The sequence below is a fragment of the Aureimonas endophytica genome (assembly GCF_014642635.1).
GTDB lineage: Bacteria > Pseudomonadota > Alphaproteobacteria > Rhizobiales > Rhizobiaceae > Plantimonas > Plantimonas endophytica.
This window is the reverse complement of record NZ_BMIQ01000001.1, coordinates 1022049-1034499: the sequence shown is the minus strand read 5'-3', so window position 1 is coordinate 1034499 and position 12451 is coordinate 1022049. Positions and strand designations below refer to the sequence as shown.

The 12451-nt window shown below is 69.4% G+C and carries 11 protein-coding genes and 1 pseudogene; all 12 read left to right on the top strand.

The genetic code is table 11. The features are described 5' to 3' along the window. Positions 1 to 17: 17 nt before the first annotated feature. Positions 18 to 3509: pseudogene (locus IEY14_RS05135) on the top strand (baseplate multidomain protein megatron); the annotation flags it as partial. Between the two features lie 11 nt (positions 3510 to 3520). Continuing rightward, complete coding sequence (locus tag IEY14_RS05130) at positions 3521 to 3727, top strand: hypothetical protein (protein WP_188907092.1); 207 nt, start codon at positions 3521 to 3523, stop codon at positions 3725 to 3727. A gap of 96 nt (positions 3728 to 3823) precedes the next feature. Continuing rightward, the gene (locus IEY14_RS05125) at positions 3824 to 4093 is read left to right on the top strand and encodes a hypothetical protein (RefSeq protein WP_188907091.1); all 270 of its coding nucleotides are present in this window, start codon (positions 3824 to 3826) and stop codon (positions 4091 to 4093) included. Between the two features lie 40 nt (positions 4094 to 4133). After that, positions 4134 to 4805 (top strand): response regulator transcription factor, encoded by a 672-nt coding sequence (locus IEY14_RS05120; protein WP_188907090.1) that lies wholly within the window; start codon positions 4134 to 4136, stop codon positions 4803 to 4805. Continuing rightward, positions 4792 to 6180 (top strand): ATP-binding protein, encoded by a 1389-nt coding sequence (locus IEY14_RS05115; RefSeq protein WP_188907089.1) that lies wholly within the window; start codon positions 4792 to 4794, stop codon positions 6178 to 6180. Before IEY14_RS05120 ends, IEY14_RS05115 begins: the two co-directional genes overlap by 14 nt. A 59-nt stretch (positions 6181 to 6239) precedes the next feature. Beyond that, positions 6240 to 6647: an RT0821/Lpp0805 family surface protein gene (locus IEY14_RS05110; protein ID WP_188907088.1), complete on the top strand. Its 408-nt coding sequence runs from the start codon at positions 6240 to 6242 to the stop codon at positions 6645 to 6647. 102 nt (positions 6648 to 6749) lie between these two features. Beyond that, on the top strand, positions 6750 to 7904 hold the full coding sequence (ccmI, locus tag IEY14_RS05105) for a c-type cytochrome biogenesis protein CcmI (RefSeq protein ID WP_188907087.1): 1155 nt from the start codon (positions 6750 to 6752) through the stop codon (positions 7902 to 7904). After that, a complete protein-coding gene (ccmE, locus tag IEY14_RS05100) occupies positions 7901 to 8377 on the top strand; it encodes a cytochrome c maturation protein CcmE (protein WP_188907086.1) in 477 nt (158 codons plus the stop codon). Before ccmI ends, ccmE begins: the two co-directional genes overlap by 4 nt. Continuing rightward, positions 8374 to 10353: a heme lyase CcmF/NrfE family subunit gene (locus tag IEY14_RS05095; RefSeq protein ID WP_188907085.1), complete on the top strand. Its 1980-nt coding sequence runs from the start codon at positions 8374 to 8376 to the stop codon at positions 10351 to 10353. The genes ccmE and IEY14_RS05095 overlap by 4 nt, the downstream gene beginning before the upstream one ends. A gap of 44 nt (positions 10354 to 10397) precedes the next feature. Further along, entirely contained in the window at positions 10398 to 10871 is a 474-nt protein-coding gene (locus IEY14_RS05090; RefSeq protein ID WP_373288928.1) for a cytochrome c-type biogenesis protein, read from the top strand. A gap of 100 nt (positions 10872 to 10971) precedes the next feature. Continuing rightward, the gene (locus IEY14_RS05085; protein ID WP_188907083.1) at positions 10972 to 11805 is read left to right on the top strand and encodes a hypothetical protein; all 834 of its coding nucleotides are present in this window, start codon (positions 10972 to 10974) and stop codon (positions 11803 to 11805) included. Between the two features lie 121 nt (positions 11806 to 11926). Continuing rightward, positions 11927 to 12361 (top strand): hypothetical protein, encoded by a 435-nt coding sequence (locus tag IEY14_RS05080; RefSeq protein ID WP_188907082.1) that lies wholly within the window; start codon positions 11927 to 11929, stop codon positions 12359 to 12361. Positions 12362 to 12451 lie beyond the last annotated feature (90 nt).

The following is a 12451-nucleotide window of genomic DNA, read 5'->3' as shown; positions in this document are numbered from 1 at the left end:
AATAGGCGGATGGCGAGGAACTCGATCTTTCGAACCTCGTCTTCCGCCTCCATGTCGGCGACGAGGCGCAGCGGCCCGATCCCTTGATCGAGGCGAAGCAGGGGATCGGCAATGCGCCCGCCTATCGCGGTCTCGCCTATCTCGTCTTCGAGCACCTGCCGCTGGAGACCTGGGGCAACCGCATTCCGCAATTCTCCTGCGAGGTGCTGCGGCCGGTCGGCGAGCTGGAACGGGCGATCCGGGCCGTGACGATCATTCCCGGCGCGAGCGAACACGGGCTCGATCCCGAACCGGTGCGCGAGCGCCTTCGCCCTGGCGAGGACCGGCTGCTCAACCGCAACATCCTGCACGGGGCCAGCGACTTCGCGGCCTCGCTGGACGAGCTGACGGCGCTCTGTCCGCGATTGGAACGGGCGGCGCTCGTCGTCTCCTGGTTCGGCACGGATCTGCGCGCCGGTTCCTGCGCGATCCGCCCCGGCGTCGAGACGGCCGCGCGCGACGAGACGGTGCCCTGGCACGTCGGGCCGACCGGGCGCGAGGCGGCCCATCTCGTCAGCCGGCATGGCGGCGGCCCGGCCTATGGCGGGACGCCGAGCGACGCGGGCACCGTCCGCGCCATCCGCGACCTGAAATCGCGCGGGCTGAAGGTAACCTACTATCCCTTCATCCTCATGGACGTGCCGGCGGAGAACGACCTTCCCGACCCCTATGGCGCGGAACGGCAGGCCGCCTATCCCTGGCGCGGGCGGATCACGCTCGACATCGCGACGGGCCGGCTGGGAACGCCGGACGGCACGGCGCCGGCCGGCGCCGCCATCGCCCGCTTCGTCGGCACGGCGCGGCCAGAGGACTTCTCGATCGAGGGAGGCGAGGTCGCCTATGCCGGCCCGGTGGAATGGTCCTATCGCCGGATGGTCCTGCATCAGGCGCATCTCGCGAAGCTCGCGGGCGGGGTCGACGCCTTTCTGATCGGCTCGGAGCTGCGGGGCCTGACGCGCATCCGGGACGCTGCCGGGCGCTTTCCCTTCGTCGACGCGCTCTGCGCGCTCGCCGCCGACGTGGCGGCGGTGCTGCCGGAGGCGAAGCTGACCTATGGCGCCGACTGGAGCGAATATTTCGGCTACCAGCCGGATGACGGATCCGGCGACATCTTCTTCAATCTCGATCCGCTCTGGGCGCATCCGGCGATCGGCATGGTCGGCATCGACAACTACTTGCCGCTGGCCGATGCGCGGGACGGCGAGCCCGGCGCCTACGAGCCGGCGGCGCTGCGCCAGGCCATCGCGGGCGGCGAATATTTCGACTGGTTCTACGAGAGCGATGCCGACCGGCGGGCCGGCCGACGCAGGCCGATCACCGACGGGCTCGGCAAGCCCTGGCTCTTCCGCCCGAAGGATATCCGCTCCTGGTGGGAGAACGCGCATTTCGAGCGGCGCGGCGGGGTGGAACAGGCCCGGCCGACGCCCTGGCAGCCGCGCGGCAAGCCGATCTGGTTCACCGAGCTCGGTTGCCCGGCGGTCGACAAGGGCGCCAACCAGCCGAACGTCTTCGTCGATCCGAAATCGTCGGAAAGCGAACTGCCGTATTTCTCCGAGGGGCGACGCGACGACCTGATCCAGCGGCGTGTCCTGGACGCCCATCTCGGCTATTGGGACCCGGCGGCGCGCGGCTTTGTGGAGGCCGCCAACCCGGTCTCGCCGATCTATGGCGGGCGGATGGTCGAGCCTTCCGCCATCCATCTCTGGACCTGGGACGCGCGGCCCTATCCGGCCTTTCCGGCCCGTGGGGCGATCTGGAGCGACGGCGGCAACTGGCGCCGGGGCCATTGGCTGACGGGGCGTCTCGGTTCGGCGCCCATGGATGGGCTCATCGCGGCCCTTCTGCGCGACCATGGCGTCACCGCCCTCGACGTCGAGGGCGTCGACGCGCTGATCGGCGGCTATGTCGCGACCGGAGCGGGCTCGGCGCGATCCGAGCTCGAGGAGCTTCTGCGCCTTTGCGGCCTCGTCGCGCGCGCCGAGGCCGGTCGCCTCGTCTTCCGCTCGCTCGCCTCGCGCGGTCTCGACGGCCGGCTTGACGCTCTCGCTGAAGCCAGCGGCGACGCCGCGCCGCTGGAGCTGCGGCGGGCGGAGGCGAGCGAGGTGGTGGAGGAGGTCGTGGTCGGCTTTCTCGATCCGGCGCGCGCCTATCAGCCGGCGACGGCCGAGGCGCTGCGCGTCGGTCGGCCGTTTCCGATGAAAGACATGCTCGACCTGCCGGTGGTGCTCGACGAGGAGGCGGCACGCCATTTCGCCGGTTCTATGCTGAATCTCGCGGTGGCGGCGCAGGAGACGGCCCGCTTCGCCCTAGCGCCCACCGCGATCGCCGTCGAGCCGGGCGACGTGGTGGCGCTTTCCGGCCAGCCGGGTCGCTGGCTGGTGACGCGGATCGAGGATGGAGAGACGCGCCGCGTCGAGGCGCGGCGGCTGCCGGCGGCGGGTGGCGCGGCCTATGGCACGCGGCCCGGCGAGGATGTGCCGGCCTCGCTGCCCGCCGCGAACGCTCCCGCCATCGCCTCGCGGCCGAAGGTGCTCTTTCTCGACCTGCCGCTCGGCGAGGCGGCGCAGCCGGAAGAGGCGGCCCGGATCGCCTGCTTCGCCGAACCCTTCACGCGGCTCGCCGTCGACGCCTCGATCGGCGGCGAGGCTTTCACCGATCGGCGGATCGTCACCCGCCCGGCGATGACGGGAGCCCTCGTCGCCCCGCTGCCCGCCGGCGCGGAGGGCCTGCGCGCCGCCGGTGCGGCCTTCGAGGTGCGGCTCGATCGCGGCGCGCTGTTCTCGATCACCCGCGCGGCGCTTCTCGCCGGCGGCAATCTCGCGGCGGTGCAGGCTCGGAACGGCGAATGGGAACTCCTCCAGTTCGAAAGCGCCGAGGAACGGGAGCCGATGCGCTTTCGGCTGCGCGGCCTCGTCCGGGCCCAGGGCGGAACGGAGGACGCGATGGCGGCCGGCGCGGAGGCCGGCGCGCCCTTCGTGCTGCTCGACGGGGCGGCCGAGCCGATCGGCCTGAAGGCAGCTGAGATCGGCATGGCGATCGAATGGCGTATCGCGCCGGCCGGCTATACGCTGGACGATCCGGCGGTGGTCCGGTCGAGCGCGCGTCTCGGACGTCGCGCCGTGCGGCCGCTCTCGCCCGTCCATCTGCGCTGCGCGTTCCAGGCGGACGGCGCGGCCGTGATCGCCTGGATCCGCCGGACGCGGATCGGCGGCGACGGCTGGGACGGGCTCGACGTGCCGCTCGGCGAGGAGATCGAGCGCTATCGCGTCACGATCGCGGATGGCACGGGGCGCGAGATGGTTCGCGAATCCGACGCGCCCGCTCTCGCGCTTTCGGCGGCGGACCAGCGCGCCTTTTTCGGCGCCCTGCCGGCGCGTCTCGACATCCGCGTCGCCCAGTTCAGCCTCCGGCATGGTGCCGGCGGCGAAAGGCGGAAGGTCTTCGCAAGGCCCGCCGCCTTCGTTTCGTGAAAGGAGAACCCATGCTCGACGAGAAGACCTGGTATCGCTCGAAGACCATCTGGGGCGGCGTCGTCGCCTTGGGGGCGGCGCTGGCCGGTATGTTCGGCGTGAGGATCGACGCGGCGACGGGCGGCGATCTCGCCGCCGCGATCCCGGACGCGATCGCGGCACTCGGCGCCGTCGTCGCGATCCTCGGCCGGCTCGCCGCCGATCGCCGCATCGCCTGAGGAACGGGAGGCGGAGCCAAGCGCTTCCGCCTCCATTCATGCCGGGTTCACGGCGGATGGGCGAAAACCGATCCGCACCCTATGATCGGAACCAAGATGACGTATCGGATGCTGATTCTCGGTCTTGCCGCCGCCCTCTTGGCGCCGGCGGGCGCGACGAGAGCCGAGGACGAGGCGGCGCTGCGCTTCGCCGCGGCGGCCGACTGCTCGCAGGCCGCCGCCGACGCGGCGGCGAAGACGGGCGGGCGCGTCCTCACCGTGTCCAGCCGCAACGATGGCGGGCGGACGGTCTGCGTCGTCACCGTGCTGATCCCCGCCGATGGCGGCGGGCGTCCGCGCAAGCAGACCGTCGTTCTGCCGCAATAGCAGGCGACCCGGAACGGCCAGGACGGAAGCGAAGCCCCTTATGCGCATTCTGATCGTCGAGGACGACCCGAATCTCAACCGCCAGCTCTGCGACGCCGTCGCGGAGGCCGGCTACGTGGTCGACCGGGCCTTCGACGGCGAGGAGGGCCATTTCCTCGGCGATACCGAACCCTATGACGCGGTGGTGCTCGATGTCGGCCTGCCGAAGAAGGACGGCATCAGCGTGCTCGAAGCCTGGCGCCGCGACGGGCGCAACATGCCGGTGCTGATCCTCACCGCCCGCGACCGCTGGAGCGACAAGGTCGCCGGCATCGACGCGGGCGCCGACGACTACGTCACCAAGCCCTTCCATATCGAGGAGGTGATGGCGCGCGTGCGGGCGCTGATCCGGCGCGCCGCCGGCCATGCCTCGTCCGAGATCCGCTGCGGGCCGCTCAGCCTGGACACGCGCGCCTCGAAGGCGAGCGTCGGCGGCCAGCTCCTGAAGCTTACCTCGCACGAATATCGGCTCCTCGCCTATCTGATGCATCACCGGGGCCAGATCGTCTCGCGCACCGAACTGATCGAGCATCTCTACGACCAGGATTTCGACCGCGATTCCAACACGATCGAAGTCTTCGTCGGCCGGTTGCGCAAGAAGATCGGCCTCGATCTCATCGAGACGGTGCGCGGCCTCGGCTACCGCATGCGGGACGACGATGCCGGGATTTGACCGGCTCGCCGTCCGCGTCATCGCCTTTTCCAGTCTCTGGGTCGTCGCCGCCATGGTGGTGATCGGCGGCGTGATCTCGGCGCTCTATGCGCAGACCGCCTCGCGCGGCTTCGAGGACCTGCTCGTCGCCCAGCTCTACAACATCGTCAGCAGCGTCTCCGTCTCGCCCGAGGGCAATCTCACCGGCTCGCCCGATCTCGGGGACCTGCGCTATTCGCAGCCGCTGTCCGGCTGGTACTGGGAAGTCCTGCCGGCGAGCGACAATCTCAAGGGCCGGCTCGCCTCGATCTCGCTCGGGCCCGCCGACATTCCCGCTCCGCCGCCGGCGCTCGTGCCCTTCGACACCTCCTATCGCCGCAGCTATCCGGCGCGCGGCATCGAGGGCGAGGCGCTGACCGTCGTCGAGACGGAAATCCTGCTCGACCAGGACAACCGCGCGGCGCGCTTCCGCGTGATGGGCAATGCGAGCCTGCTGAAAGCCGACATCCAGCGCTTCGACCGGACGCTCGCCTCCTATCTCGCCATCTTCGGACTCGGCTCCATCGTCATCAATGCCGTGACGATCCTTCTTGGTCTGCGTCCCCTTCGCAACGTGCGCCGGGCGCTGGGCGAGGTGCGGGCGGGCCGGGCGGAGCGCCTGGTCGGCCGCTTCCCGGTGGAGATCCGGCCGTTGACGGTGGAGGTGAACGCCCTCATCGACAACAATCGCCGCATCGTGGAGCGGGCGCGCACCCAGGTCGGCAATCTCGCCCATTCGCTGAAGACGCCGCTCGCCGTCCTCAAGAACGAGGCGGCGGCGATGGGCGGCGAGACGGGACGGCTCGTCGCCGAGCAGAGCGAGCGCATGCAGGCGCAGGTGCAGAACTATCTCGATCGCGCCCGCGTCGCGGCGCAGAGCGAGGGCGCGGTCTTCCGCACGGCGGTGCGGCCTGCATTGACCCGCCTCGTGCGCGTCGTCGCCAAGCTCAATCCGGATCTCGCGATCGAGGGGCCGGAGGAGGGTGGGGGAGGCGACGGTCCCGTCTTCGCCGGCGAACAGCAGGACTATGAGGAGATGGTCGGCAATCTTCTGGAGAATGCCGGGAAATGGGCGGCGAGCCGCGTCGGCGTCCGTCTCGCGCCCTCGGCGGAGGCGGGCTTCTTCGAGACGATCGTCGAGGATGACGGGGCGGGCCTCGCCGAGGACCAGATGGCCGAGGCGGTGAAGCGCGGTCGGCGGCTCGACGAGCGCAAGCCCGGCAGCGGGCTCGGCCTCTCGATCGTGTCGGATCTCGCCGCCGAATACCGGGGCGCCCTGGTGCTGTCGCGCTCGCCGCTTGGCGGGCTCCGCGCTGTGATCCGTCTGCCGCTGGCGTCTGGCGACCGACTCTCCTAGATGTCGAGTGACCTGCCGGCGGCGCGCCGCGGCGCGGCGGGCCACGGGTTGAAGCGACCATGCAGAACAGGTTCGGCCTTTGTCTTTCCCTTGCCCTCCTGACGGGCCTTTCGGGCTGCGCCTCGCTCGGGCTGGGTCTCGGCGCGCCGAGCGTGCCTCTGCCGGAAGGGGCGCTGGCGCTGGGCGACGGCCTCGTCGGCCAGATCAAGGACGTGCATCTGCGCGGCGACGCGCGGCGGAAGGCGATCGAGGCCGAGTTCCAGGCCTTGCAATTTTCGCCCGCCGGGCGCGAAATCGCCTGGAGCGAGGGGCGGTGGCACGGCCAGGTCATGCCGACCCAGCTCTATCGCATCGGCTCGCAGGACTGTCGCGGCTTCACCCATACGCTGCTCGACGGGGCGAAATCCTGGAAGCAGCTCGGCACGGCCTGCCGGGGCGAGGACGGCAATTGGAGGATCGTCGTCTAGCGACTTTCTGACACGGCTTTGAATGGGCGCGCCATGCCGCCTCCTATAGGATAAGACGAGGCGCCGCGCCCTGGTCCGTGCGGTGAACATGGGCGCAAGGCATTGTTCTGGTTCGTCGCGTTTCTTCTTCTCGCGCTGGTCGGCGCCGCGATCCTCTGGCCGCTCTTCGGCCGGGAGCGGGCGGCGCCGTCGCGTGCCGAGCACGATGCCGAGGTCTATGGCGCGCAGCTCCGCGAATTGCGCAAGGATGCCGAGCGCGGCGCGATCCCGCCCGACGAGGAGGCGGGCGCCCGCGCCGAGATCGGTCGCCGCCTGCTGAAGGCCGTCGGCGAGGCCGAACGGTCGAGAAACGCACCGGCGCCGGCCCGGAGGCCCTGGTTCGCGATCCTTCTCGGCTTCCTGCTTCTCGTCGGCGTGCCGGCGGCGCTCTATCCGCGCCTCGGCGCGCCGGACGAGCCCGATCTGCCGCTCGCGGCCCGGCTCGATCTCCACCGCCCGGATCTCGACATCGAGACGCTGGTCGCCAAGGCGGAGGCGCGGCTTCGCGATCATCCCGAGGACGGCAAGGGCTGGGACATGCTCCTGCCGGTCTATCTCCAGACGGGCCGGGCGGACCGCGCCGTCACCGCCGCCACCCATGCGATCCGCCTCCTCGGCTCGACCTCGGAACGCGAGGCCATGCTCGGCGAGGCGCTGACCCAAGTCGCGGGCGGCGAGGTCACGGTGGAGGCGCAGCGGGCCTTCGCGACCGCGCTGCGGCTCGATCCGAACAATCCGTCGGCCCGGTTCTTCCTGGCGCTGCAGCTCTCGCAGGCCGACAAGCCCGCCGAGGCGGCGCCCGCCTGGAAGGAGATCCTCGACCGGGGGCCGCCGGATGCGCCCTGGATGGCGACGGCGCGGCTCGCCTATGCCGATGCCGAGGCGAAGCTCGGCGGCGGGACCGCGCCCGCGCCGCCGTCCGCGCCCGGCCCGGCGCCGGCGGATGTCGCGGCCGCCGAGGACATGGCGCCGGCGGACCGCGCCGCGATGATCGAGGGAATGGTGGCGGGGCTGGCCGATCGCCTGAAATCCGCCCCGAACGATGCCGAAGGCTGGAAGCGGCTGATGCGCTCCTATGCCGTGCTCGGCAAGCAGGACCTTGCCCGCGACGCCTATCGGCAGGCGCGGCAGGCCTTCGCCGACGGCACGGCGGAGCGGGGCGCCATCGAGGACTTCGCCGCGACGCTCGGTCTCGGCGCCAGCGGGACGATCGAATGACCAGGAAGGGCAAGCGGCTCCTCACCATCGGTGCGATGCTGGCGGTCGTCGGCACGGCCCTCGGCCTCGTGCTCTTCGCCTTTTCGAGCAGCATCAGCCTGTTTCTCTCGCCCACCGACCTGACGGCCCAAGGGGCGGCCCCCGGCCAGCGCATCCGCCTCGGCGGGCTGGTGGAAAAGGGATCGGTGGAGCGCGGCACGGGCGATCTCGTGCGCTTCCGCGTGACCGACACGGTGGAAAGCGTGCCCGTCGCCTATCGCGGCATCCTGCCGGACCTGTTCCGCGAGGAGCAGGGGGTGATCGCCGAGGGCACGCTCGGACCCGACCATGTCTTCACCGCCGACGCGGTGCTCGCCAAGCATGACGAGAACTACATGCCGAAGGAAGTGGTGGACGACCTGAAGAAGCGCGGCCTCTGGGAGGACGGCAAGCCGAAGCCCATGCCGGTCGCCGCCGCGGGAGAGACGCCGTGATCGTCGAGATCGGGCATTTCGCCCTCGTCCTCGCTCTGGCCGTCGCCCTGGTGCAGTCGGTCCTGCCGATGCTCGGTGCCCGGCGCGGCGACGCGCGGCTGATGGATGTCGCGGTCTCCTCGGCCGGAATGGGCTTCGTTCTGGTGGCGCTCGCCTTCACCGCGCTCGCCATCGCCCATGTCTGGTCGGACTTCTCGGTCCTCAACGTCTTCCAGAACTCGCATTCGCAGAAGCCGCTTCTCTACAAGATCACCGGCGTCTGGGGGAACCACGAGGGCTCGATGCTCCTCTGGGTGCTGATCCTGGCGATCTTCGGCGCGGCGCTGGCGCTGACCGGCCGCGACGTGCCGGCGAGCCTTAAGGCGCGGGTGCTCGCCGTCCAGGCCTGGATCACCTCGGCCTTTCTCGTCTTCATCCTCGCCACCTCCAATCCCTTCGCCCGGCTCGTGCCGGCGCCGATCGAAGGGCAGGACCTCAACCCGATCCTCCAGGATATCGGCCTCGCGGTGCATCCGCCGCTGCTCTATCTCGGCTATGTCGGCTTCTCGATCGCCTTTTCCTTCGCGGTCGCGGCGCTGATCGACGGACGGATCGACGCGGCCTGGGCGCGCTGGGTGCGGCCCTGGATCCTGATCGCCTGGCTGTTCCTGACGCTCGGCATCGCGATGGGCTCCTACTGGGCCTATTACGAACTCGGCTGGGGCGGCTGGTGGTTCTGGGACCCGGTCGAGAACGCCTCGCTGATGCCTTGGCTTTCGGGCACGGCGCTGCTGCATTCGGCGCTGGTCATGGAAAAGCGCTTGGCCCTGAAGGTCTGGACGATCCTCCTCTCGATCCTGACCTTCTCGCTGTCGCTTCTCGGCACCTTTCTCGTGCGCTCGGGCGTCCTCACCTCGGTCCATGCCTTCGCCACCGATCCGGCGCGGGGCGTCTTCATCCTCTGCATCCTCATCGCCTTCATCGGCGGCTCGCTGGCGCTCTTCGCCTGGCGCGCCGGGACGCTGGAGCCGGGCGGCCTGTTCCAGCCGATCAGCCGCGAGGGCGCGCTCGTCTTCAACAACCTCTTCCTGACGACGGCCTCGGCCACCGTGCTCGTCGGCACGCTCTATCCGCTTCTTCTCGAAGTCGTGACGGGGGGCAAGATTTCCGTCGGCGCGCCGTTCTTCGACCTGACCTTCGGCCCGCTGATGGTGCCGCTCCTCTTCGCCGTGCCCTTCGGACCGCTGCTCGCCTGGAAGCGGGGCGATCTCCTCGCCGCCGCCGAGCGTCTCTATCTCGTGGCCGGCGCGGCGCTCGCGGCGACCATCTTGGCGCTCGCGCTGACCTCGGGCACCAAGATCCTGGCGGCGCTCGGATTCGGCCTTTCGGTCTGGCTCCTCCTCGGCTCGCTGGTCGATCTCGTCGGCCGCGCCGGCTTCGGCCGGCTGGCGCCCGGCCTCGCGCTGCGGCGCCTCGCCGGCCTGCCGAGCTCCGCCTTCGGCGCGGCGCTCGCCCATCTCGGCCTCGGCCTGACGCTGCTCGGCGTCGTGACGGTCTCCGCCTTCAGCACCGAGACGATCCGTGTGATGCGCCCGGGCGAGACGCAAGCGGCCGGCGGCTACGAGCTGCGCTTCGAGGGTATCCTGTCGCGCGCGGGGCCGAACTATACCGAGGAGGTCGGCAATTTCGCGCTGCTGCGCGACGGCGCCGTTCGGGACCGGATGGAAAGCGCCAAGCGCTTCTATCCCGCCCGGCAGGTGCCGACGACGGAAGCCGGCATCCGCACCTATTGGCTGAGCCAGCTCTATATCGCGCTCGGCGATGCCTCCGGCGACGGCCGCGTCGTGCGCATCTGGTACAAGCCGCTGATCACGCTCATCTGGCTCGGTGCCCTCGCCATGGCGGCGGGCGGCGCCCTGTCGCTGGCCGACCGGCGGCTCAGGATCGGCGCGCCGGCGCGGGCGAAGCTCCGCCGCGGGGATGCGGTGCCGGCATGAAGCGCGCCTTCGAGATCCTGTCGGTCGCCCTGTTTCTTCTGCTGATGCCGGTGCTGGCCGCCCAGCCGCTGCTGCCGCGCCCCTATGTCGATCCGTTCGGCGGCATGGCGCTCGCCGTCCAGCCGGACGAGATGCTGGCCGATCCGGCGCTCGAGGCGCGGGCCCGCGCCCTTTCGGCCGGGCTGCGCTGCCTCGTCTGCCAGAACCAGTCGATCGACGATTCCGATGCCGATCTGGCGCGGGACCTGCGCCTCCTGGTGCGCGAGCGGCTGAAGGCGGGCGACAGCGACCGGGCGGCGGTCGACTATATCGTCGCCCGCTACGGCGAATTCGTGCTCCTGAAGCCGCGCTTCGAGACGGTGACGCTCGTTCTCTGGGGCACGCCGCTCGTCCTTCTTCTCAGCGGCGCCGCGCTGGCGCTCGGCCTGTCGCGGCGCCGATCGCCGTCCGCCGCTCCGCGTCTCAGCGAGGCCGAGGAACGGGCCGTGGAAAAGGTTCTGGCCGATCGCGGCCTGTAATCGCGCGGCATCAAGCGCTTACCTCGCAACATATAGGAATATTATCCTAAATCCCTCCGCCCATGCCTAGACTGCGCTCCGATCCCCGATAGGAGCACCGATGGCTTGGTCCCACGATATCGCCTGCGACATCGCCGCGTTGCGGGTCCGCCTCGCCGCGACCCGCTTCTTCCTCGCCCTCGTACGGCACGAACTGCTGCGGCTGAAGGCCAATTTCGATCCGAACCAGCCGCGCGTGCCGCGCGGCCAGCACGAAGGTGGCCGGTGGACGCGCATCGGCGGCGGCCCTTTCGCAGGATCGGAAGCCGCGCCCGGCATCGATTGGCAACCGGTGGGCAGCATCGGCAAGCCCTCCGCGCGGCCGGTCGCGAAGCCCCGCGCCGAGGGGCTCGACGGCAATGTGATCCTGGCGCAGGCGCGAGGCGGTCCGCCGCAACCCTTCCGCATGGTGCAAACGTCGCGCGGCATGATGCCGGCTTCGCCAGCGGAGGAGGTCGTCTACGAGGCCGCGAGAGGCGAGGCCGAGGCGATCGTTCGTTTCGTTCGCCAATCCGACCCGAGCTCGCGGCCCCGCGAGACATCGCTCTTCGAAACGGTTCGCGGCGCGACGAGGACACAGTATGCGATCACGCGGGAGGCCGAAGCCTACCTGAACAGTATTCGAAGGGAATTTCTGGAAGATCGGCCGCCGCGCAACCGCACTCCCGGTATTGGCGAGGACCAAGGGTTGGCGCTAGATCCGCGCGAACCCCCTATCCGTACACCGCTTGATGTGTTGGCGCCCGGCGGCCGTATCATTGGATACCGTGCTGGTCGAGCAAGTTCGCACATTCGTACTCTGTCGAAAAATGAGTTCGAGGCTGTGCTCGCCAGAATTACTCGAATGCGATTTTTTTCGACTTCCTCGAAATGGTTACCCCGGATTATACTATGACTTCCCAGATCGTTGCGTTATCGGTGCTAGAATCAGTGACAGGAACGGAATTACAATCGATGTAATCGAAACGCCTGCGGGATCATTCATCAGAAGATTAAAGTTTCATAAAGAGCAATAGGTGGATGTTGTGGAAAATTTTCATGATTGGACCGCAAGCGAATGGATCCGCCGAATTCCTCTAGACATTGAGGATGATAGAGTCTCTCTTTGGGACTTGCTTGGCATAGCGGGAGGGCTTGGGCTCGATACTGCAACGCGAGTCGAGTTCATCAGCCACTGCCTTCGTTCGCTTCTCGATGCCGGAGCGGTGCCGGTGGAGCCGACGATGTGGGCTTGGCCGCCGTTCCGTCGCACCGATCGCTTTGGCACTAAGCGCGACGAGATCGTGGAGAATGTCATCGCCGATTGGCAGGCGCGGGGCGGAGGTGACCTCGAATGGGGCGAGTATCCTTTCACCTTCCCGGAGAATTTCGAGATCCAAGACAATGCCGAGTGGCGGTGTGTAAATGAAGCACGGTTGCGTCGGCTGTTTCCCGAACTCGACTGGGATTAAAATCCGGCAGGGCGTTGGCTGCTGACTGACGCCCTCCTTTGTCGCCCCCGGCATTGGCCACAGTGGCGGTCCGCCGCTGACTGATCCGCG